23 protein-coding genes and 1 rRNA gene are annotated in these 21941 nt (G+C 37.2%); 11 read left to right on the top strand and 13 right to left on the bottom strand.

Translation table 11 applies throughout. The features are described from left to right. A 16S ribosomal RNA gene (locus tag ACX5JI_RS13780) occupies positions 1-319 on the bottom strand; the annotation flags it as partial. Between the two features lie 494 nt (positions 320-813). Between ACX5JI_RS13780 and ACX5JI_RS13785 the strand changes: the two genes are divergently transcribed. Continuing rightward, positions 814-1494, top strand: coding sequence for an MgtC/SapB family protein (locus ACX5JI_RS13785; RefSeq protein ID WP_459501614.1), 681 nt, complete (start codon positions 814-816; stop codon positions 1492-1494). Positions 1495-1649: 155 nt separating this feature from the next. Further along, on the top strand, positions 1650-2645 hold the full coding sequence (locus ACX5JI_RS13790) for a potassium channel family protein (RefSeq protein WP_459501615.1): 996 nt from the start codon (positions 1650-1652) through the stop codon (positions 2643-2645). Here the strand turns inward: ACX5JI_RS13790 and ACX5JI_RS13795 are convergent. Both ACX5JI_RS13795 and ACX5JI_RS13800 read right to left on the bottom strand, forming a co-directional pair. Then, complete coding sequence (locus ACX5JI_RS13795; protein ID WP_459501616.1) at positions 2626-3042, bottom strand: YugN-like family protein; 417 nt, start codon at positions 3040-3042, stop codon at positions 2626-2628. The genes ACX5JI_RS13790 and ACX5JI_RS13795 overlap by 20 nt on opposite strands. Positions 3043-3202: 160 nt before the next feature. Next, positions 3203-4555, bottom strand: a complete 1353-nt coding sequence (locus tag ACX5JI_RS13800; protein ID WP_459501617.1) for a glucose-6-phosphate isomerase — start codon at positions 4553-4555, stop codon at positions 3203-3205. A 303-nt stretch (positions 4556-4858) separates the two neighbouring features. Here ACX5JI_RS13800 and ACX5JI_RS13805 point away from each other — a divergent pair, with 303 nt between their 5' ends. Next, a complete protein-coding gene (locus ACX5JI_RS13805) occupies positions 4859-5092 on the top strand; it encodes a DUF378 domain-containing protein (protein WP_459501618.1) in 234 nt (77 codons plus the stop codon). A gap of 114 nt (positions 5093-5206) precedes the next feature. Here ACX5JI_RS13805 and yugI read toward each other — a convergent pair whose 3' ends face one another. The 3 genes from yugI to ACX5JI_RS13820 form a co-directional block, all read right to left on the bottom strand. After that, a complete protein-coding gene (gene yugI / locus ACX5JI_RS13810) occupies positions 5207-5551 on the bottom strand; it encodes a S1 domain-containing post-transcriptional regulator GSP13 (protein ID WP_459501619.1) in 345 nt (114 codons plus the stop codon). 276 nt (positions 5552-5827) lie between these two features. After that, positions 5828-7018, bottom strand: coding sequence for an aminotransferase (locus ACX5JI_RS13815; protein ID WP_459501620.1), 1191 nt, complete (start codon positions 7016-7018; stop codon positions 5828-5830). After that, entirely contained in the window at positions 7015-7512 is a 498-nt protein-coding gene (locus ACX5JI_RS13820; protein WP_459501621.1) for an Lrp/AsnC family transcriptional regulator, read from the bottom strand. The genes ACX5JI_RS13815 and ACX5JI_RS13820 overlap by 4 nt, the downstream gene beginning before the upstream one ends. A 214-nt stretch (positions 7513-7726) precedes the next feature. Here ACX5JI_RS13820 and ACX5JI_RS13825 point away from each other — a divergent pair, with 214 nt between their 5' ends. After that, positions 7727-8689 (top strand): 2-hydroxyacid dehydrogenase, encoded by a 963-nt coding sequence (locus tag ACX5JI_RS13825; protein WP_459501622.1) that lies wholly within the window; start codon positions 7727-7729, stop codon positions 8687-8689. Positions 8690-8938: 249 nt separating this feature from the next. Then, a complete protein-coding gene (locus tag ACX5JI_RS13830; protein ID WP_459501623.1) occupies positions 8939-9778 on the top strand; it encodes an alpha/beta fold hydrolase in 840 nt (279 codons plus the stop codon). A 65-nt stretch (positions 9779-9843) separates the two neighbouring features. Here ACX5JI_RS13830 and ACX5JI_RS13835 read toward each other — a convergent pair whose 3' ends face one another. Then, positions 9844-10095 carry a DUF1871 family protein gene (locus ACX5JI_RS13835; RefSeq protein ID WP_459501624.1) on the bottom strand — a complete coding sequence of 84 codons (252 nt, stop codon included), beginning with the start codon at positions 10093-10095 and terminating at the stop codon, positions 9844-9846. 116 nt (positions 10096-10211) lie between these two features. Here ACX5JI_RS13835 and ACX5JI_RS13840 point away from each other — a divergent pair, with 116 nt between their 5' ends. Further along, positions 10212-11363 (top strand): MalY/PatB family protein, encoded by a 1152-nt coding sequence (locus tag ACX5JI_RS13840; RefSeq protein WP_459501625.1) that lies wholly within the window; start codon positions 10212-10214, stop codon positions 11361-11363. A gap of 373 nt (positions 11364-11736) precedes the next feature. On the opposite strand, the gene ACX5JI_RS13845 is transcribed toward ACX5JI_RS13840, so the two are convergent. The 4 genes from ACX5JI_RS13845 to ACX5JI_RS13860 form a co-directional block, all read right to left on the bottom strand. Beyond that, entirely contained in the window at positions 11737-12279 is a 543-nt protein-coding gene (locus tag ACX5JI_RS13845; RefSeq protein ID WP_459501626.1) for a superoxide dismutase family protein, read from the bottom strand. A 69-nt stretch (positions 12280-12348) separates the two neighbouring features. Next, positions 12349-12525: a hypothetical protein gene (locus ACX5JI_RS13850; RefSeq protein WP_459501627.1), complete on the bottom strand. Its 177-nt coding sequence runs from the start codon at positions 12523-12525 to the stop codon at positions 12349-12351. 22 nt (positions 12526-12547) lie between these two features. Further along, positions 12548-13129, bottom strand: coding sequence for a DJ-1/PfpI family protein (locus ACX5JI_RS13855; protein WP_459501628.1), 582 nt, complete (start codon positions 13127-13129; stop codon positions 12548-12550). 106 nt (positions 13130-13235) lie between these two features. After that, a complete protein-coding gene (locus ACX5JI_RS13860) occupies positions 13236-13376 on the bottom strand; it encodes a hypothetical protein (RefSeq protein ID WP_459501629.1) in 141 nt (46 codons plus the stop codon). 57 nt (positions 13377-13433) lie between these two features. Here ACX5JI_RS13860 and kapB point away from each other — a divergent pair, with 57 nt between their 5' ends. Then, complete coding sequence (kapB, locus tag ACX5JI_RS13865) at positions 13434-13817, top strand: kinase-associated lipoprotein KapB (RefSeq protein ID WP_459501630.1); 384 nt, start codon at positions 13434-13436, stop codon at positions 13815-13817. Positions 13818-13859: 42 nt separating this feature from the next. On the opposite strand, the gene kapD is transcribed toward kapB, so the two are convergent. Then, the gene (kapD, locus tag ACX5JI_RS13870) at positions 13860-14483 is read right to left on the bottom strand and encodes a 3'-5' exonuclease KapD (RefSeq protein WP_459501631.1); all 624 of its coding nucleotides are present in this window, start codon (positions 14481-14483) and stop codon (positions 13860-13862) included. A gap of 278 nt (positions 14484-14761) precedes the next feature. Between kapD and ACX5JI_RS13875 the strand changes: the two genes are divergently transcribed. Then, positions 14762-16087: an ArsB/NhaD family transporter gene (locus ACX5JI_RS13875; RefSeq protein WP_459501632.1), complete on the top strand. Its 1326-nt coding sequence runs from the start codon at positions 14762-14764 to the stop codon at positions 16085-16087. Between the two features lie 258 nt (positions 16088-16345). Here ACX5JI_RS13875 and ACX5JI_RS13880 read toward each other — a convergent pair whose 3' ends face one another. Continuing rightward, positions 16346-16807 carry a hypothetical protein gene (locus tag ACX5JI_RS13880; protein ID WP_459501633.1) on the bottom strand — a complete coding sequence of 154 codons (462 nt, stop codon included), beginning with the start codon at positions 16805-16807 and terminating at the stop codon, positions 16346-16348. A gap of 98 nt (positions 16808-16905) precedes the next feature. Between ACX5JI_RS13880 and ACX5JI_RS13885 the strand changes: the two genes are divergently transcribed. The 3 genes from ACX5JI_RS13885 to ACX5JI_RS13895 all read left to right on the top strand — a co-directional run bounded on the left by ACX5JI_RS13885 (position 16906) and on the right by ACX5JI_RS13895 (position 21867). Next, positions 16906-17598, top strand: a complete 693-nt coding sequence (locus ACX5JI_RS13885; protein ID WP_459501634.1) for a DNA alkylation repair protein — start codon at positions 16906-16908, stop codon at positions 17596-17598. A 746-nt stretch (positions 17599-18344) separates the two neighbouring features. After that, on the top strand, positions 18345-19721 hold the full coding sequence (locus tag ACX5JI_RS13890) for a glycine--tRNA ligase (RefSeq protein ID WP_459501635.1): 1377 nt from the start codon (positions 18345-18347) through the stop codon (positions 19719-19721). Between the two features lie 274 nt (positions 19722-19995). Further along, complete coding sequence (locus tag ACX5JI_RS13895; RefSeq protein WP_459501636.1) at positions 19996-21867, top strand: LTA synthase family protein; 1872 nt, start codon at positions 19996-19998, stop codon at positions 21865-21867. Positions 21868-21941 lie beyond the last annotated feature (74 nt).

Genomic DNA, 21941 nt, shown 5'->3' on the forward strand with positions numbered 1-21941 from the left:
GCCGATCACCCTCTCAGGTCGGCTACGCATCGTCGCCTTGGTGAGCCGTTACCTCACCAACTAGCTAATGCGACGCGGGTCCATCCATAAGTGACAGCCGAAGCCGCCTTTCAATTTTGCACCATGAGGTGCAAAATGTTATCCGGTATTAGCCCCGGTTTCCCGGAGTTATCCCAGTCTTATGGGCAGGTTACCCACGTGTTACTCACCCGTCCGCCGCTAACTTCATAAGAGCAAGCTCTTAATCCATTCGCTCGACTTGCATGTATTAGGCACGCCGCCAGCGTTCATCCTGAGCCAGGATCAAACTCTCCAATAAAGTTAGTTTGTCTAGCATCTAAAATAAAAATTGACGTTTCACGTTGTTTGTTTCGTTCAGTTTTCAAAGAACTTGTTTGTCGCTCATTTGCGACTTCCTTATGTTAACATCTTCATTTTTCGATGTCAACTAAGTTTTTTAATTTCTTTTTTCGCTTTCTGCTGTTTCGCATCGGCGACGGTTATTAATATAGCATGTAAAAAAATGAAATGCAACACTCTTTTAAAACTTTTTATAAAAAATAGCCAAGTTTCTTCATTTACGCCATATACTTAAATAAAATGCTTTTTATTCCTCACTTTATTCATATCCTTTTTCAGCATAATCCATTTTTATTCACGCACTATCTAGCATTCTGTACAAAAAATTTAATTCTTCTTTAGGCAGGAAGTACTATCCTTGCTCATGAAAGGTTTTATTTATAGTTAAGAAACACTTTTCTTCTAATATTACACTCGCCTTTACAGCAACCACACTTACAAGGAGGAATACATATGGACTATACAGATTTATTAATCAAACTAGGTCTCTCTGCTATTTTGGGATTTGCTATCGGTTTAGAGCGTGAATTAAAAAGAAAACCACTTGGTTTAAAAACTTGCTTAGTCATTTCAATTATTAGTTGCCTTCTTACTATTGTGTCTATTAAATCTGCTTATAACTTACCTCATACAGATCACATCAACATGGATCCTCTTCGTCTTGCAGCTCAAATTGTTTCAGGAATCGGTTTTTTAGGTGCTGGTGTTATTTTAAGAAGAGGAAACGATAGTATCGCGGGCTTAACTACTGCCGCTATGATTTGGGGAGCTTCTGGCATTGGGATTGCTGTGGGAGCTGGTTTTTATATGGAAGCAATTTTTGGTATGTGTTTTCTTATGATCAGCGTCGAGCTCATTCCATTAACAATGAACCTTTTAGGCCCTAGGTCACTTAGACAACGAGATATCGCTGTCAAACTTGTTGTAAGCCATATGAACAATATCCCTATTGTTATTGAAGAAATAAAAGAAATGGACATCAAAGTGAAAAATATGAAACTCAAAACATTGGAAAATGGTTTACACTTTTTACACCTAAAATTGTCTGTTGATCAAAAAACACATACAGCTGATGTTTATTATGCGCTGCAACATTTAGAACGGGTACAGCAAACAGAAGTTGAAAGCATGTAGTATCCCTCTCCAAGGAACTCTCTTACAAAATAGAGAGTTTTTCTTTTTTTCATAATGGTAACAATATACATAAGCACAGATTAAAAAAGACATAACACGGAATCAACTTTTCTTTACAGCAACGATTTATATACAAAATGAGGAGGAATATCAATTTGAAAACTCGCATGAATCTAATAGATGCTTTTCGTGATTCCATTATTTTTCGGTTATTTTGCTTCATCGTCATACTAATTGCTGTTTTTGGTTTCCTTATATATAAATTTGAGCCTACTTATTTTTCTACATGGTTCGATGGCATATGGTGGGCACTTGTTACAACTTTTACTGTCGGTTACGGCGATTTTGTTCCGCACACACCTGTAGGAAAAGTGACAGGTATGCTTCTCATTTTATTAGGAACAGGCTTTTGCTCCTACTATATGGTATTATTCGCTACCGAAATGATAAGTAAACAGTATATGAAAATTAAAGGTGAAGAAGCCGCTTCTTGTCATGGGCATATGATTATTGTCGGCTGGAATGAACGTGCTAAACAGGTCGTAAGCCAAATGCATGTCCTAAAGCCGAATCTTGATATCGTACTTATCGATGAAACCCTTTCTCTGCTTCCAAAATCTTTCCATCACTTAGAATTCATTAAGGGATGTCCCCATCATGATCAAACTTTGTTAAAAGCAAATATTCAAACAGCCCATACGATTTTAATAACAGCAGATAAAGAAAAAAATGAAACCTTAGCTGACACGCAGTCTATTTTAAATATTTTAACTGCTAAAGGGCTAAATCCCGATATTCATTGTATCGCTGAGTTGCTCACTTCTGAACAAATTCAAAATGCCACAAGGGCAGGCGCAACAGAAATTATAGAAGGAAATAAATTAACTAGCTATGTTTTTACTGCCTCTCTTTTATTTCCTTCTATTTCAGGTGTATTATTTACGCTTTACAACGAAATCTCCGACAGTAAATTACAACTAATGGATCCACCTTCATCCTATATTCAGAAAACCTTTGCAGATTGCAGTACCTTACTTTTAAAGAAAAACATTTTACTACTAGGTGTAAGGCGAGATGAACAATATCACATTAATCCCGGCCATTCCTTCGTCATCATTGAAAGTGACGTTCTTATTGTAATTCATCATTAATAAGATGCTTTTCTAATTCATTTATTAATACTTTTCCAATATCAACATACTTTCTTTTTATATTCCCATCTGCATCTTTCGGCTTCGCAAACTGATCTAAACTCACTCCGGCAGCGAACGTATTTGTTTGCTCATCCAGTTCGTCTTGATATACATGCGAAAGAATGTATGGCGTGTCAAGGCGAACAACTACTCCTGGTACATCTAACTCTCCTTCCACTGCTGTAAAGGGGATTCTTAAAAATTGATACCCCTCTTCCTCATCTAATTTATAATCAAAGCACCCTTTGTCATAATCCCAATTACCACCGATACTATAACCAAGTGGCTTTAATGTTTCTTCTAATGTAAAAAGGGCATATGTATGACCTTTTAATTTTGATTGAATAGGAATCAAGCAGGTTCCCCCCTTCTTTTTTTATTAGCATGCCCCTTCATACTCATTCTAGCAACAATATATCGTTGTTCTTCCACAACTCATCAACCTTTCTCTAACATTTGCTCTCCCTCTTTTTAAACAATAAGAAAAGCTGCTGGGAATATCCCAACAGCTTTTCTTACTTCAAGCGTTCTTCTAATTCTGCTTTTAATTCTTCGAATCCTGGTTTTCCAAGTAAAGCAAACATATTTTTCTTATACGCTTCTACACCTGGTTGGTCAAATGGATTTACGCCTAATAAGTAGCCGCTCATCGCACATGCTTTTTCGAAGAAGTATACAAGGTAACCGAATGTATACTCATTTAATTCTGGAATGTTTACAATTAAGTTTGGTACGCCGCCATCGCTATGAGCAAGTAGTGTACCTTCGTATGCTTTTGTGTTTACGAAGTCTACTGTTTCACCAGCAAGGTAGTTCAAACCATCTAAATCATTTTCATCTAATTCAATTTTTAGTTCATGTGTAGATTTCCCTACTTTAAGAACTGTTTCGAATAGATCGCGGCGTCCTTCTTGAATGTATTGCCCTAAAGAATGTAAGTCAGTTGAGAAATTTGCTGAAGATGGGAAAATACCTTTTTGATCTTTTCCTTCACTTTCACCAAATAACTGTTTCCACCACTCAGCAAAGTATTGAAGTGCTGGCTCGTAGTTAACAAGCATTTCAATTGTTTTCCCTTTATTATATAGAGCATTGCGTACAACCGCATATTGGTAAGCTGGGTTTTCTTCTAACTCAGATTTTGCAAAGTCATCATGACCAGCAGCTGCACCTTGCATCATCTCTTCAATATTTAAACCGCTCACTGCGATTGGTAATAAACCAACTGGTGTTAATACAGAGAAACGACCGCCAACATCATCTGGAATTACAAATGTTTCATATCCTTCTTCGTCAGCTAATGTTTTTAAAGCACCACGCGCTTTATCAGTTGTTGCATAAATACGTTTACGCGCTTCTGCTTTTCCATATTTCTCTTCTAATAGTTTACGGAACAGACGGAATGCAATTGCAGGTTCTGTTGTTGTACCTGATTTTGAAATAACGTTAATGGAGAAATCTTTACCTTCTAATACATCCATTAAATCTTTCATATAAGTGGAGCTAATGTTTTGTCCAACAAATAGCACTTGTGGAGTTTTACGTTGTTCTTTAGAAAGCGTGTTATAGAAAGAGTGATTTAACATTTCAATTGCTGCACGTGCTCCTAAGTAAGAACCACCAATACCTACAACAAGTAAAATATCAGAGTCGTTTTTAATTTTCTCTGCACTCTTTTGAATGCGAGCAAATTCTTCTTTGTCATATTGAAGCGGAAGCTCTACCCACCCAAGAAAATCGTTCCCAGCTCCAGTTTTTTCATGGATTGCATGGTGCGATACTTTTACAGCATCACGTAAATAAGTTAGTTCATGTTCACTGATGAACGATAACGCTTTAGAATAATCGAACGTTACATGTGTGCTCATCTTTTTCCCTCCAATTATGTATATGTATTTCTGTATTCACTTTAGCGAAACTGAGGTTGTAAATCAAGCAATTGGCAAATTGTAAACGCAATCAATATTTATTTTTTGAAAAAAGTTCATTTTTCAGTATAGATGTATATACACCTTGTAGTAGATATTTTTTATGTATAAAAACAATAAAGGTGAGTCATTCTATAAGAGAATTACATTGTATAATGCGTAATTCCATTTTCGGATTTCGGTTTATACTGCCAAACATACAAGGCTTATCTTATGCTTCAAATGTAAGGAGGACTATTCAAGATGAGTACTTTACAACGTATTGCATTAGTATTTACTATAATTGGTGCTGTCAACTGGGGACTTATCGGGTTCTTTCAATTTGATCTCGTAGCAGCTATCTTCGGTGGACAAAGTTCCGCACTTGCCCGAATCATTTACGGTATTGTTGGTATTTCCGGGCTTATCAATCTCGGTTTATTGTTTAAACCATCTGAAAATCTTGGAACACACCCAGAAACACGCGAAGTTCGATAACAAAACGTAACTCCGCACTTCCCATCCGACATACGAATATGATTGCATGCAATCATATTTGCTAAAATATATCATAGTAAAGTAAAAAAGGATCGCTAATTCAGCGATCCTTTTTTATTTTATTACCTCTGATTCTTCAATCCACTCTGTTAACTTTTCACGAAGCGTATTGAACCCTTTATCAGATGGCTTCGGTACGATAATTCTTCCTTGCTTACGCTTTGCCGCTTTTAACGATAAACTCATCTTTCTGTGTTCTTCATCAACTGAAAGTACCTTTACTTCTACCATATCTCCGACCTTTAAAAAGTCATGAATATCTTTTACATATCCATTTGTAATTTCAGATATATGCACAAGTCCTTGCGTTTCGGCATCTAATGCTACAAATGCACCGTAATCTTGAATTCCAGTCACTTTCCCCTTCACAATCACTCCTGTTGTGTATTGTTCTGACATATGAAACACCCCTATACGCTTACCATTTTCCCTACCATTTGCAGGGAGCAAAAGATTAGCAGCTGCAACTGCTCCTAAATATCCGATTAGTGAAAAATCATTCTCAGAGGAGAATCGAATCTCCCCCCTCATAAGAAAATTTTCACTTTATATTAGTAAATTATACCACCAGCTCCCCTTTCATTCAAAATTCATAAAAAACTTTCCTTAAGTAAGTATAATTTTCAAATATTGGGATAGAATACTAACACATGGCTTTCTAGTATTCCCCCCCTTTTATGGACAAAACGTATTCTGTTTTGTCCTTTTTTTATTGTCGACAAATCGTTTCATTCGCTTCATCGCTTCCATTAACTGTTCAAGTGACGTCGCATACGAACAACGAATAAACCCTTCACCACTCTCGCCAAATACACTTCCAGGTACAACTGCTACTTTTTCTTCTAACAATAATTGTTCTGCAAATTCTGCTGAGGTTAATCCTGTTGAAGAAATCGAAGGAAACACATAAAACGCTCCCCCTGGCATATGGCAGGTTAAACCCATTTCATTAAATGACGTTGCCATAAAATTACGGCGCTTTTTATAACTTTCTCTCATATGAACGACCTCATCATTTCCTGATCGAAGTGCTTCGAGTGCCGCAAATTGAGACATGGTCGGTGCACACATCATTGCATACTGATGGATTTTCAACATCAATTCTGAAAAATGTACAGGTGCCGCAATCATACCAAGGCGCCATCCCGTCATCGCAAACCCTTTTGAAAATCCTGAAATTAAAATGGTATGGTCGCGCATATTTTGAATGCTCGCGAAACTCGTATACGCTTCGTCATACACAAGTTCTGCATAAATTTCATCAGATAGTACAATGAGATTATACTTTTCAACAATTTCAGCTAATTTTTCCAATTCAGACTTATTTAGAAGTGCCCCTGTTGGATTATTCGGCGAACAAAGTAAAATTGCTTTTGTTTTTGTTGTAATAGCTGCTTCAATTTGCTCTGGTTGTATTTTAAAGGCGTTTTCTAAAGAAGTTGCCACCGGAACTGGTATACCACCAGCTAATGCAACAAGTGGTGCATACGATACAAAACTCGGTTCAATAATAATCACTTCGTCGCTAGGGTTTACAATGGCGCGCATCGCAACATCCAATGCTTGACTCGCTCCAACCGTGACAATGATTTCTTCATTTGGATCATACGAAACATGAAATTGCCTTTGAAGATACTTTGCTATTTCTTGACGCAACTCTAATAATCCTGCATTTGCAGTATAAGCTGTGTATCCTTGTTCTAAAGAGCGAATACATGCTTGCCTTACATTCCAAGGTGTAACAAAATCGGGCTCACCCACTCCAAGTGAGATAACACCTTTCATTCCTGCTGCTAAATCAAAAAACTTACGAATACCTGATGGTTGTAAAGACTCTGCTGCTTTTGATAGTGCAAATTGTTTCATGGTGCCACCACAATTCGTTTATCATCATCATTTTTTTCATAAATGATGCCTTCATGTTTATATTTCTTCAAAATAAAATGCGTTGTTGTTGAAACAACAGATTCAATCGTTGCTAATTTTTCCGAAACAAATGTTGCTACTTCAGCCATGCTTTTTCCTTCTAGCGTAATCGAAAGATCATATGTCCCTGACATTAAATAAACCGATTTTACTTCTGAATAGCGGTAAATTTGCTCTGCAACAGAATCAAAGCCAACGCCGTGCTTCGGTGTAACTTTCACATCAATCATCGCCGTTAAACCGTGATATTCTTTTACTTTTGTCCAATCTATATGTGTAACATAGTCAACAATAATGTTTTCTCTTTCTAATTTCTCTACCATTTCTTTTACAGCTTCTACTTCTATATTTAACATTTTCGCTAAAGTTTCCACGGACAAACGACTGCTTTTTTCAAGACAAGCTAATAACTCTAATTCTTTTTCAGTCATCATATTCTTCATCCTTCCTTTTCTTTTTTCTAAATTATACAGATACCTTTTTATGTTTGAAAAGAAGATTTTTTTTGAGAATTATGTAAAAATGAAGTGAAACTTTAATCAGTGGGTTGTTGCTTCGTTTCCCGCTGATTATGAACCATTACCTATCATCTTTTTAACTGAGGATTTTACTATCTATAACAGTGAGAACAAGAAAGGGGCCGAAACTGTGAAACCAAAAGTATATATTGCTGAACGCGTTCCAAAATTTGTAGAAACATATATCTCTGAGCATTGTGAATATGAAAAATGGGATAGTAGTGAGAAGATACCTCGTGAAGTTCTATTAGAAAAAGTAAAAGATAAGCATGGTTTGCTCAACTTCGGAGCACAAATTGATGAGGAATTACTACAATCAGCTCCTAACTTAAAAGTTGTGAGCAATATTTCTGTTGGCTATGATAATTTTGATTTAAAGGCCATGCAGGCTAGAAATGTCATCGGTACAAATACTCCATACGTATTAGATGATACCGTTGCTGATCTCGTTTTCGCTCTCATGCTTTCAGCTAGCCGGCGCGTATGCGAGCTTAATTCATATGTAAAAAACGGTAATTGGGATGCTGAAATTACAAAAGAACATTTCGGACTAGATGTACATCATAGTACGATTGGAATTATTGGTATGGGCCGAATTGGGGAAACTGTTGCCAAACGTGCAAAATTTGGATTCGATATGAACGTTCTATACTATAATCGTCGCCGTAAAGAAGACGCTGAACAAAAATTTGAAGCGACGTACTGTGATTTACACACACTACTCGCACAATCAGATTTCATCGTTCTTCTAACTCCTTTAACAGAGGAAACATATCACCTCATTGGAGAAGATGAGTTTTCATTAATGAAAGAAACAGCCATTTTCATTAACGCTTCCCGCGGGAAAACAGTCAATGAGGCTGCATTAATTGACGCTTTGGAACAAAAGAAAATCTTTGCAGCAGGCATCGATACATTTACACAAGAACCGGTCCAAAAAGATAATCCGTTGTTATCATTAACAAATGTTGTTACATTGCCGCACATCGGATCTGCCACATTAAAAACAAGATACAAAATGGCAATGACAGCTGCTGAAAACTTAGTTACAGGGTTACAAGGAGCAACGCCACCTTATACAGTAATGAAATAATAAAAAAGCAAGATGGGCCTTCCATCTTGCTTTTTTTTGTTACTATAAAATGAAACTTTAATCAATGGTGCGCTTCATCTCCCACTGATTATTAGCCCTCACGAATCGGGCTTTACGGACAACATGGCTCCCACCTAACTTCTTTGCATTCGCTAAATTTTTGGGTGGGAGTCTTACTGGCCGCAAATAGCGGGATAAATTTTTGTCTACTAGGAGATGATATGAAAAAAATAAATGGAGTGAAGAAAAATGCAACATGAGATAAAGCACCCTTATTTCACTTTTTCCACTCGCGGTACTACTGTTCATTACGAGTTGTATGAGCACCATAGTAATGAGGAAAAGCCAAATTTCGTACTCGTTCATGGTTTTCTATCTTCCTCATTTAGTTATCGTCGCCTCATCCCGCTACTTGCAAAAGAAGGAACTGTTGTCGCCCTTGATTTACCACCGTTTGGAAAAAGTGATAAGTCAAATCAATTTACCTATTCCTATCATAATTTAGCAACGATAATTATCGATTTAATGGAACATTTAGCATTGCAAAACATTGTACTAGTGGGCCATTCAATGGGCGGACAAATCTCGCTCTATGTTAATCGTATCCGTCCTGATTTAATTACAAAAACAATCTTACTATGTAGCTCAAGTTACTTAACAAGAGCAAAATTCCCACTCATCTACTCTTCCTACTTACCATTCTTTCATTTATACGTAAAAAATTGGATTATCCGAAGAGGCATTGTCCATAATTTAATGAATGTCGTTCATGATCACTCTTTAATTGATGATGAAATGATGGCGGGCTACGCTGCTCCCTTCTACGATAACCGGATTTTCCCGGCTTTAACGCGCATGATAAGGGATCGGGAAGGAGATTTATCGTCAGCTGAATTACGAAAAATTGAAACCCCAACTTTACTCATTTGGGGTGAAGAGGACCGCGTTGTTCCTGTTCATGTCGGGCACCGGTTACATAAAGACTTACCGAACTCGACATTTATTTCATATGAAAAGACAGGACATTTACTGCCAGAGGAAAAGCCAGAGCATGTCTATGACGAAATCATAGCATTTTCAGCTCAGTAATATCCGTATATGATCGACTACAAATAAAATTTCTACTAAAGAAGGCTGCCGGGACACCCGACAGCCTACAATGAACAGCTTCCGCCTTCTTTTAATACGAGTAATGCCTCTGCTAATTTCTCGCATTTTTCAATAGCTGGTACTTCTTCAAACGACATGAAATAAATATGCTGTATTTTTTTCGCAATATATTTCGGATCGTCAAATGCACTTACTACGTACACGACATCGCTTGCTTCTGTTTCATAAAATTCTGGTCCCATTTGAAACGGATCCCAATCCTTCACCATTTCCACCATCTTTTCATATGCACCCATCTACTTCCCGCCTTTTCCTATTTTTCACTCTTTTCTTTATCGTATCATATCAGCTATGCTAGAAGAAATGAGGAACTTTCACAAAACCATTGATGAAAGTAAAAGGAGGAAACACGATGCAGCAATTTCATACAACTGTAAATCGCCGCGGGACTCATAGTGTAAAGTGGGATACATATAAAAATGAAGAATTATTACACGCATGGATTGCCGATATGGATTTTCCCATTCCAAACCCTATTCAATCGGCACTGAAAAAACGCCTAGAACATCCTATTTTCGGATATACAATGCCCCCTGAAGAACTCACGGAGATTATTTGTCGTTGGACAAAAAAATCGTACAACTGGGATATACAAAAAGAGTGGATTGTATTTAGCTCCGGCATCGTTCCGGCTCTTAGTACGAGTATACAAGCTTTCACAACTGAACATGACGCTGTCCTTGTGCAACCACCTATTTATCCGCCATTCTTTGATATGGTCACAAAAAATGACCGTCATGTATGCGAAAGTCCATTACTCTTCCATAACGAAACATACACAATGAATTTCGAACATTTAGAAACCAAATTTAAGCAAGGTGTAAAGCTCATGCTTCTTTGTAGCCCTCATAACCCTGTCGGCCGCGTTTGGACGAAAAGTGAGTTAACAAAACTAGGGACATTATGCGAGCGCTATAATGTAATTGTTGCCGCAGATGAAATCCATGCGGACATTATTTTCTCAAATCATACCCATACACCACTTGCTTCCTTATCTGAATCATTAGCAGCGCGTACCATCACTTGCATGGCACCAAGTAAAACATTCAACATTGCAGGACTGCAGGCATCTATTATTATTATCCCTGACAAAAACCTTCGCCATGCCTTTACATCTGTGCAACAGCGCCAAGGTTTTCATGGGTTAAATACATTAGCTTATGTAGCAATGCAAAGTGCCTATACAGAATGCGACGAATGGTTAACACATATCCGTTTATATATAGAAGAAAACGCGCGGTTTGCTCATGAATTTATTAAGCAGCACATTCCTGCACTTTCTGTCATTCAATCAGAAGGTACTTTTTTATTATGGGTTGACTGTTCTCGCCTTGAACTGTCTCAAAAAGAACGCACAACACAACTTGAAGAAAAAGGAAAAATCATCGTTGAACCCGGTGAAAAATATGGAACGGGCGGGGGGCACTATATTCGTATTAACATTGGATGTTCAAGAGCACAGCTTACAGAAATACTGAACAGACTCCAGCATACCTTTTCATAGGAGCCTGAAGAAGCTAGCTTCTCAGGTCGTGGAGAAAGGGGAATGCTACAAAATTATAAAAAACATAGTGAGCTGACGAGGTTTGTTCGTATAAAGTGAAACTTCAATCAGTGAGGGTTTTCTCCATCCCTCCATTGATTATTAGCCCTCACGAATCGGGCTGCCCGCAAATAGCAGGATAAATTGGTGAATGAAATTTTATCAGCGATTTTTTTAATATATCAACCATTTCTCACAATATATCGACGCAAATTTGAATATATCAGCGATTCGACAAAGGATATCGACTAACCGACAAAAAACGCCAAAAAACAGGAGCCCCCTAGCCCCTGTTTCCCAACAAACTGAGGAGCTACCTGCAATCAGGTAGCTTCTACTTTTTCTTAGCGGCTGATGCTTTTTCTACAATGACACCACAAACAATCCGATTCCCGGAATTACCAGCAGGCTGCGTCATACCATCATCCGGATTTTCAGTAATAATAATTGAGGCACCATCTTTTCGGTGAAGAGTTGTCTTTCCTTCTTCAAGCGATACTTGAGACGCCTCGATCTCCGCCTTAATCTTTCCTGTACTATCAGCAGTGATATTTGGCAAATCACCGTTCTCTGCACCCTTTTCATTCATAAGTCCATGTTTCTTTTTTTTATCTAAATTAAAGTGATTACCAGCTGATATAAAACGCGGCGCTTTACATTCTCCTATTTCATGAATATGTAACCCATGTGCTCCTGGCGTAAATCCCTCTGCCTTAATGGATATTTTCACACCACTTGTTTGCTGAACCACTTTTGCTGTTCCAACGTTATCACCAGAAGCATTATATAATTTCACATCAATTTCTTTTGGTTTTCCTTTATCACACCCTGCCATAAAAAACAGTAAGCAACAACCGAATAACAGCTGCTTTTTCATTACAGTTCCCTCCAAAATACATTCTGTCCTTAGATTGTCCGAGCATAGAGGGAAACATACAAAAATGAATTAGTGTTTCTTTTCCGCTAACAACTTTTGTTCCACTTTCTGCAAACGTTCTGCCTCTCTCTTTGATACGCGAATAAACATGCGCCACGTCGCAATTGCTCCAATTATAAATAAAACACAAACAATCCCTGGGATAATATACTCTGTTTTATCTTCTGGAAAATATAAAGGCATCATAAATACCACTCCTTTGTCTTTTTTACAGCTTTTCTATCTGTAATGCTTCACCTACTGGTTTCACACTTTCCAATACCTTATGAACCATGTCTTCTCCAACCAGTGACTCAATAATCCAAGATACTAAATCTTGTGCAGCTAAACATCCTGCCGCAGTCGATATGTTACCAACATTCACGAAGCTTTCTTCTACAACTTGAACACCATATTTTGATAATTGTTTCATTACTGTCGGATAAGTAGTTGCTCTTTTTTCGGTTAATAATCCAAGCGCCCCAAGTATTAAAGCACCCGAACACATGGATCCTATAAGTTGCTTGTCAGGATTCAATTGCAGCCCATTTAAATAGTTCGAATCGCGAATAAGCCGTTGTACTCCTGATCCACTAGCAAATATAACTGCATCCGCATCTTTCATATCCTCAATTGTTCCCGACATAGGAATAGTAAGCCCCGCCACCGATGTATGTACTGCTTTCGTTCCTACAATCTTAACTTTCCAATCCTTTACTCTTCCAACAATCCTTACTCTATTCAGTAAATCCCATGGCAAAAATACATCTATATCTGTGAATTCATCGAAGCAAACGATGCATACCTTCATCTTTTCAACTCCTCAGAATTTTCTGTTATATCTTTTTGAATTATAACACCTCTCTATTCATAAAGTGAAACTTTAATCAGTGGGGATTCTTCATCCCCACTGATTATTAACCTTCACCAATCGGACTTTTACTGACAGCCCGCCCCCCACCTGACTTCTTTGCTTTTACTAAATTTTGAGGTGGGATATTACTGCCCGCAAATAGCGGGATAAACGCACTTAACTTCCCAAATTCATTATTCAACAAACGATTTCTTTGACTCCCTTCTCCACTTTCCTTACTATAAAAATTGAGGTGAAAAATATGAATGAAACATTTCAAATTGGGGAGATTGTTACGGGTATCTATAAAACAGGAAAATATATCGGTGAAATTACAAACAGCCGTCCTGGAAGCTATGTTATGAAAGTATTAGCTGTTTTAAAACATCCTACGCAAGGTGATTTACATAATGTAAAGCAAGCTGATGTACCATTCTTCCATGAACGACGTGCTTTAGCTTTTCGTGAACAAACAAATATTCCACAAGCAATGGTTAAAAAATATGAAGGGAATATCCCGGATTATACAGCATCTCTGAAATCCGCATTAGAAACACAAATGAATGCACTTCAAGAAGATGATTCTCCTTTTGCACAGCGTAGTTTGCACGTACTTAAGCAATTAAAACAAGATTACAAGCTGTAAAAAAACAATAGCGACCAAATTACAAACTGTGTAATTTGGTCGCTATTGTGTACTCACTTTCTTTAACACCTTTGAAAAATCAACAAGCTCACCTAACGTTGGAGGAGATGGCTTTACTAAATATTCTTTATCCTTTTCAACTAGCTTAAAAATATTATAGGTCGTCATCGCATCATCAAGCGCACAATGATGCTTCCCTGTGCCTACTTTTCCGTATGCTTCAATCGCTTTCCATAATCCAGTTTGATTCCGTTCGCCAAAGAAACGTTTATACTCGAGCGATAAATCTCGGCACTGTCCCGAAAAAGGAAACGCCGCACCTACAGTCTCACAATTATGCCTTAGTACTTTCATATCCATGTTACCCCACGTTACAATTGTCGTTTGACAGCGTTTTTCATACTGCATCAGTTTCTCGATAAGTTCCAAAAAGGAGATCCCTCCGTCTACCGCGCCCTGATTAATTCCTAAAAATTTTTTACATCGATCTGTTAAACTCGGAAAAGTTTCTGGTCTTACATAAGATGAGTACGTATCTTCTACTATACAATCAACAACCGATACGAGTCCCACTTCAATGATTTCTGGAAAAAAACCCTTCGGCTTCTTCCTATGTTGCGGCATCGTGAACTCAAAATCTAAAAATAAAAATTGTTGTTCATCCATACAATCCCTTCCTTATCATTGTGTCTACTTTGTACCTCTACACGAATAGACTCGAATGCTATATACATAAAATACATTCAAATTAGATGTATCTTATGTATATGTCAAATAACCGCTAATATTTTCAAAAACAAGAAAAAATCACTTTTACAGAAAATACGACAAAACACCCCCCTTCCATTTACATCACACATTTTCCTACTTTATAATGACTTTAAGTGTGTTTCTTTCGTACATATATGAAACGCTAAACAGATACCCGAAAGGAGATGGAATTTTTGCACGAAACAACGCAAGAAATCGCAAACTGGCAATATTACTTTGCAATCGCAGTCTTTCTAATTACATACGCTATTATCATTTCAGAGAAAATTAACCGCGCTGTTATTGCACTTCTCGGCGCTGCAATGATGGTAATCTTCGGCATTGTCGATCTACACACTGCTTTTACAAAGCATATTGAGTGGGGGACTATTACACTACTAATCGGCATGATGATTTTAGTGAATATTACGAGCAAATCTGGTGTATTCCAATATGTTGCAATTAAAGCCGCTAAACAAGCACAAGGAAATCCAATTAAAATTTTAATTTCCCTTTCTCTGCTTACCGCGCTTGGTTCCGCATTTCTAGATAACGTAACAACTGTACTTCTTGTTGTTCCAGTTACTTTATCTATTACGCGTATTTTACAAGTAAATCCTGTCCCATATTTACTTTCTGAAATTATTTTTTCAAATATCGGGGGAACTGCAACATTAATTGGTGATCCACCAAACATTATGATTGGCTCTGCGAACAAGCATTTAGATTTTAATGCCTTCTTATTCAACTTAGCTCCAATCGTAATTATCATTATTGCTGTAACCGCAACAATGATCTTCTTTATGTATCGGAAAGAATTAATTGCTGATCCTGTTCAAGTAAAAAAATTAATGAGCTTAGATGAAAAGAAATACATTAAAGATGCTGTATTAATGAAAAAATCTTTAACAGTACTTGGTCTTACAATTCTAGGTTTCATGACTCACTCTATATTCCATATTGATGCAGCAGTAATCGCCTTAACGGGAGCTACAGTCCTTATGCTAATCGGTGTAAAAGAACATGAAATTGAAGAAGTATTCGCTCACGTAGAATGGATTACTATTTTCTTCTTTGCTGGTCTATTCGTACTCGTTGGTGGACTTATTGATATTGGACTTATCAAAACATTAGCCCAAAAAGTAATTGGTGTAACAGGCGGGGATATTTCCTACGCATCTATCCTTATTTTATGGGTATCCGGTATTGCATCAGCAACAATCGATAACATTCCGTTCGTTGCAACAATGATCCCACTTATTAATGATATGGCAGTCGGCCTTGGCCTATCACCTTCTGATGCACAAATTGACGTACTATGGTGGGCATTGGCACTCGGAGCTTGTCTAGGTGGAAACGGTACATTAATCGGTGCTTCAGCCAACGTAATCGTAGCAGGAATTGCAAACCGTGAAGGACACCGATTTAGTTACATGGACTTCCTAAAAGTCGGTTTTCCAATTATGATCGTATCACTTATCATTTCTCATATTTACATTTATTTACGTTACTTAATGTAATTACAAAAGCGAAAGCGGCTCGCTCAGAATCGCAGCGCGTTGGAGCTAGATTCACTAAAAAATGGATGCGGCTCGTCAAAAACTATTATGAAAAAGGGCTATCGCACGCAGCGATAGCCCTTTTCATAATATATCGATCGTTTCTCAACATATATCAGCGATTTTTCAAATATATCGATCGTTTCTCAACATATATCAGCGATTCGACACAACATATCGATTGTTCGACAATATATAACATAACTATCCCGATAAATTCTAATATTTCGTTGGTTCATTTCGAATCAAAAACAAGTGAATCGGAAGAAAAATAGAGCATGTTATCACGTGAATGATTGTAAATAATACCGCATTCGTACCGTACCGATCTAAAATAACGTATATTAAATAAATCGAAAGCACGAGCGAAACCGCTGCTGCCAATAAATTCAAAATAGGAACAAAACTTAAAATAAAACATAAAACATATATTCCAAACACTTTCCATCCTGCCTCTTCTTTCAAAAAGCTAGGTAATTTCTCCCTTCCTAAGTCTCCCCAAACTTTACTATTTAAAAATGGAATAAAAGCAAGAACCCCATCCTCAGCACCATCATTTTTGGACATTGTATAAAGTGCAAATGCTGTTAATACATACGCGAGGATACCCCAAATTACAATAATTAAAATGAAAGTAAAACTAAGGGCAAAAAAGCCTGCTAATATGCTTTGATCTTCCACCTTTTCCTCTCCTTTCTATCCTGATCATATTTCTTGTATTAATTTCGTATTACTTCTTTATATAATATGAGAGAGAAACCTGAAAGGAGAACAATTTTATGCATTCATTTGTAGAAGCATTGCAGCAACATTTTGTCACACATCAAAATCCTCAAAAAGCTGAACCGATGGCTCGTTATATGAAAAATCACTTCCCATTTCTCGGTATTCAAACACCAGAAAGAAGGAAGTTGTTACGTGAAGTCATACAAGTACATAACCTTCCCGAAAAAGAGGATTTCCAGCTCATCATTCGTGAACTTTGGTCTTTACCTGAACGCGAATTTCAAGCTGTAGCCCTCGATTTATTACAGAAATATAAAAAACATCTCAATGAAACTCATATTCCATTTTTAGAAGAACTTATTACAACAAAGTCATGGTGGGATTCCGTTGATGGCATTGTTCCAACATTTCTAGGAAGTATTTTCTTGCAACATCCAGAATCCATTCCCACTTATATTCCGAAATGGATCGCTTCAGAAAACATATGGTTACAGCGCTCCGCAATCTTATTTCAGCTAAAATATAAAAAACAAATGGATGAAGAACTTCTCTTCTCAATCATTGGACAACTTAACACTTCAAAAGAATTTTTTGTTCAAAAAGCAATCGGCTGGGTACTACGTGAATATGCAAAAACAAGTCCAAAAGTTGTATGGGAATACGTTCAAACCCATGAACTCGCTCCGCTAAGTAAACGCGAGGCGATTAAACATATTTACTCTACTATGAACAACTCTACAAACTAAAAAGGCACTGATCGCTCCTATCCATGAAGGGACGCTCTCTTCCATCTAAAAAAGCTGGGTTTATACAGGATTTTCAATTTATATGTCTCTATTGATTTTCCCACATATAACTCACGGCTATAAGTGCAAAACAAACATGCTCTCATTCCCTCTTTTTGTTTTTCACTTGGCATAGGGCGAAAAAAGGCACTGATCGCTCCTATCCATGGGCGGACGCTCTCTTCCACCTAAAAAGAATGGTTTTATATCGGTTTTTATATTGTATCTACACAGATAGGCTTGTTCCTCTATTGTGATTTAAAAAAGAACATGATAGAATATGGTCATTATTATTAAATATAGTAGCGATGACGGACTTATAAGTACTTGCATAAAAAGCGATTCAGGGATAGTGAAAGCCTGAAACAGCGAGGAAACGGCAGTCTCGAGCAATACGTCATAAAGCGGATATGTGTTTATGCGCATATCAACTAGGGTGGAACCGCGGGTATATACAAGCTCGTCCCTAGGCATTAATGCCTAGAGACGAGCTTTTTTATATGTAAAAGCGGATGCGGCTTGCTCAGAATGTGAGGAGGATGAAGCCTCTGACATAGGGACGCTCTTTGCCTCAGCGGAAGAAGCGAAGCCACCGAACATTCTAGCCGCTAGAGCTAGATACCACTAAAAGCGCATACGTCTCTGCCTTTCAACAAGTACGCCCCGTCATCGCCAATACGTTAACTTTTAAAAGGAGGATTTTTATTATGTATTCAATGGAACAAGTTGTAAACTTAGCGAAGCATCGTGGTTTTGTTTTCCCTGGATCTGAAATTTATGGTGGTCTTGCAAACACTTGGGATTACGGTCCACTTGGTATCGAATTAAAAAATAATGTTAAAAAAGCTTGGTGGAAAAAATTCATTCAAGAATCTCCATACAATGTTGGTTTAGACGCAGCAATTTTAATGAATCCAAAAACTTGGATTGCTTCTGGTCATGTCGGTAACTTTAACGATCCAATGATTGACTGTAAAAAATGTAAAGCGCGTCATCGTGCTGATAAATTAATTGAGGACGCATTAGATGCAAAAGGCATCGAAATGATCGTTGATGGTCTTACTTTTGATCAAATGGCTGACTTAATGAAAGAACACGAAGTAAAATGTCCTGATTGCGGCAGCGAAGACTTCACAGAAATTCGTCAGTTCAACTTAATGTTTAAAACATTCCAAGGTGTTACTGAATCAAGCACAAATGAAATCTTCCTTCGTCCTGAAACAGCACAAGGTATTTTCGTAAACTTTAAAAACGTACAACGCTCAATGCGCAAAAAACTTCCATTTGGTATTGGCCAAGTCGGTAAAAGTTTCCGTAACGAAATCACACCTGGTAACTTCACATTCCGTACGCGTGAATTTGAACAAATGGAACTTGAATTCTTCTGTAAACCTGGTGAAGAACTAGAATGGTTCACATTCTGGCGTAATACTTGTAAAAACTGGTTACTATCACTTGGTATGAACGAAGAAAGCATGCGCCTTCGTGACCACGGTGAAGAAGAATTATCTCACTACAGTAACGCAACAACTGATATTGAATTCAAATTCCCATTCGGCTGGGGCGAGCTTTGGGGCGTTGCATCTCGTACTGATTTCGACTTAAAACGTCACATGGAACATTCTAACGAAGATTTTAACTATATTGATCCGCAAACGAATGAACGTTACGTACCATACTGCATCGAGCCATCTCTTGGCGCAGACCGCGTAACATTAGCTTTCTTATGTGATGCATACGAAGAAGAGCAATTAGAGAATGATTCTCGTACCGTTCTTCGTTTCCACCCAGCTTTAGCGCCATATAAAGCAGCTATCTTACCACTATCTAAAAAGTTATCTGAAGGCGCTAGTGAAGTGTTCGCAGAACTTGCAAAAGACTTCGTAGTAGACTTTGACGAAACTGGTTCTATCGGTAAACGTTACCGTCGTCAAGACGAAATCGGTACACCATTCTGTATCACATATGACTTCGACTCAGTTGAAGACAAAGCCGTTACAGTACGTGACCGTGACACAATGGAACAAGTTCGTATGCCAATTAGCGAATTAAAAGGCTTCTTAGAGAAGAAGATCCAATTTTAATATAAAGTGAAACTTTAATCAGAGGGGCTTCATCCCCCTCTGATTTTTACAAGCAGTTTCCCCCACCTAACTTCTTTGCTTTTTGCTGAATTTTGATGTAGGGATATTAGCGGGATACATTACAGGAATAGAAGCAATCTCTTCTGTTCAGTCTCTCATTCTTTGGAGAATGTTCCCTATTTTATGTTACAATAAGAAAAAGCCTATTATGAAAGCAATTCATTATAGGCTTTTTTTGTTGCAACTAGGGATTCATAGAAAAAGGGGTTTTTTTATGTCTACATTATTATCATATTTAAAAAGGTTTACAGTATCAAAATTAGATCTTATTATTTTTACAATTTTTCTTTGGTGGAAGCTCCAGCTGTTTTACACTTCCTTCCTATCAGAACCATCAGCAACTAGAACCTATATTACGTTGTTGGAAATCTTGTTATTACCAGTAATTTTCCATCTATTCTCTAAAAAGTGGCGCATAATTTCTATACTTGTATTAGATACCTTATGTAGTTTATTATTGCTATCTAATATCATTTATTATCGCTATTTTCATGATTTACTTTCTATTAGCTTAATTAAACAATCTGGGCAAGTATCTAGTTTAACAGATAGCATTTGGACATTGTTTGAGTGGAAAGATATCATTTATTTTGTCGATATCCCTCTGCTAATTATTGTTTACATCATTATGTCTAGACAAAATTGGTTTTCGCAATCTAAACGCTTTATCAGTCACGTTATTGTATTTTTGATAATCGTACTACTTATATGCATTCCTCTCCGAGAAAGATATAAGTATGTAGAAGCAGCGGGAATAGCCAATGCCCGCTTTTCAAATATATGGGTAACAGATCATTTAGGGATTATAAACTATCACATATTTGATATTTACAATTATGTTAATAATATGATATTGAAAGAAGAAGTCTCACAAGAAAAAGTGGATGAGGTAAAGACATGGTATCACAATCAAAATAAAGAAATTACAAAAGGTGACCTTTTTGGAAAAGCAAAAGGTCAAAATCTCATTCTTATTCAAGCTGAATCTCTTCAAAATTTTGTCATCGATTTAACTATTGATGATCAGGAAATTACACCAAACTTAAACCGCTTAAAAAAGGAAAGTGTATACTTCCCTAACTTCTTTGATCAAACAGACCAAGGAAGAACATCCGATGGAGAATTTACAACTTTAGTCTCCATGCATCCATCACGATTTAACGGAAGTATTTATTTTAACTTTGCAGATAATACTTTTGAAGGATTACCATTGATTTTAGGAGAACATGGATATTCTACATTATCAGCCCATGGCTATGAAGGGGATTTTTGGAACAGGGCATTTATGCACCGAAGTCTAGGATTTCAAAAATCTTTATTTGCAAGCAATTTAAAGTCTGGGGAAAATATAGGCTGGGGATTATCTGATATGGACTTTCTAAATCAAATGGGAGACACGTTACCAAATTTAAAACAACCATTTTTCAGCTTTTTAATTTCGTTAACTAATCATCATCCTTTTGAATTACCACCAGAGCACCGCGAATTACAGCTTGGGGATTTAGAGGACTCATTAATGGGGAATTACCTTCATTCTGCTCATTATTTCGATAAAGCACTTGGCGCTTTCATTGACACTCTAAAAGAAAAAGGACTATACGATTCTTCTCTAATCGCAATATATGGTGACCATGATGCGGGATTGCCATTAGAGGAATTAGAAAAAATCGGATTAACACAACAATTTGATCGTCAATTTGATAAGGTACCGTTCCTTATTCATAGCACAGCACTCACAAACCAACAAGGTGTAGTTGATGAACGAGCGAGCGGGCACTTAGATATTTCACCGACACTTTTATATTTATTAGGCGTTTCACAAGACGATAAATATTTTTTAGGACAGCCTTTATTTGATCAAAATAGCGAAAATCACTACGTTCCATTCCGAGATGGTTCCTTTGCAAAAGGAGATTATATCTTCTTAAATACAACTGGCTCCTTTAATGAAGAAAATGTATGGAACTTTAAAACGGAACAACAAGAAAATGGATTATCGAAGGTAGATTTTGAGAATGTGAATTACAGGTTAACAACTTCTGACTTATTTTTAGAAGGAAATTTAATTCCAAAGGTAAGGAAATAAGAAAAGAGGCACCCACCAGTGGGATGCCTCTTTTTCACATATGCAACCTCTGTTCAAAATGCTTTTGATAACTC

The organism is Bacillus sp. C1 (assembly GCF_054570475.1).

Bases quoted from the DNA above. Each gene is read 5' to 3' on its own strand.
- ACX5JI_RS13785 (WP_459501614.1), top strand. From the start codon at position 814: ATGGACTATACAGATTTATTAATCAAACTAGGTCTCTCTGCTATTTTG.
- ACX5JI_RS13800 (WP_459501617.1), bottom strand. From the start codon at position 4,555: ATGAGCACACATGTAACGTTCGATTATTCTAAAGCGTTATCGTTCATC.
- ACX5JI_RS13805 (WP_459501618.1), top strand. From the start codon at position 4,859: ATGAGTACTTTACAACGTATTGCATTAGTATTTACTATAATTGGTGCT.
- yugI (WP_459501619.1), bottom strand. From the start codon at position 5,551: ATGTCAGAACAATACACAACAGGAGTGATTGTGAAGGGGAAAGTGACT.
- ACX5JI_RS13815 (WP_459501620.1), bottom strand. From the start codon at position 7,018: ATGAAACAATTTGCACTATCAAAAGCAGCAGAGTCTTTACAACCATCA.
- ACX5JI_RS13820 (WP_459501621.1), bottom strand. From the start codon at position 7,512: ATGATGACTGAAAAAGAATTAGAGTTATTAGCTTGTCTTGAAAAAAGC.
- ACX5JI_RS13830 (WP_459501623.1), top strand. From the start codon at position 8,939: ATGCAACATGAGATAAAGCACCCTTATTTCACTTTTTCCACTCGCGGT.
- ACX5JI_RS13835 (WP_459501624.1), bottom strand. From the start codon at position 10,095: ATGGGTGCATATGAAAAGATGGTGGAAATGGTGAAGGATTGGGATCCG.
- ACX5JI_RS13840 (WP_459501625.1), top strand. From the start codon at position 10,212: ATGCAGCAATTTCATACAACTGTAAATCGCCGCGGGACTCATAGTGTA.
- ACX5JI_RS13845 (WP_459501626.1), bottom strand. From the start codon at position 12,279: ATGAAAAAGCAGCTGTTATTCGGTTGTTGCTTACTGTTTTTTATGGCA.
- ACX5JI_RS13850 (WP_459501627.1), bottom strand. From the start codon at position 12,525: ATGATGCCTTTATATTTTCCAGAAGATAAAACAGAGTATATTATCCCA.
- ACX5JI_RS13855 (WP_459501628.1), bottom strand. From the start codon at position 13,129: ATGAAGGTATGCATCGTTTGCTTCGATGAATTCACAGATATAGATGTA.
- kapB (WP_459501630.1), top strand. From the start codon at position 13,434: ATGAATGAAACATTTCAAATTGGGGAGATTGTTACGGGTATCTATAAA.
- kapD (WP_459501631.1), bottom strand. From the start codon at position 14,483: ATGGATGAACAACAATTTTTATTTTTAGATTTTGAGTTCACGATGCCG.
- ACX5JI_RS13885 (WP_459501634.1), top strand. From the start codon at position 16,906: ATGCATTCATTTGTAGAAGCATTGCAGCAACATTTTGTCACACATCAA.
- ACX5JI_RS13890 (WP_459501635.1), top strand. From the start codon at position 18,345: ATGTATTCAATGGAACAAGTTGTAAACTTAGCGAAGCATCGTGGTTTT.
- ACX5JI_RS13895 (WP_459501636.1), top strand. From the start codon at position 19,996: ATGTCTACATTATTATCATATTTAAAAAGGTTTACAGTATCAAAATTA.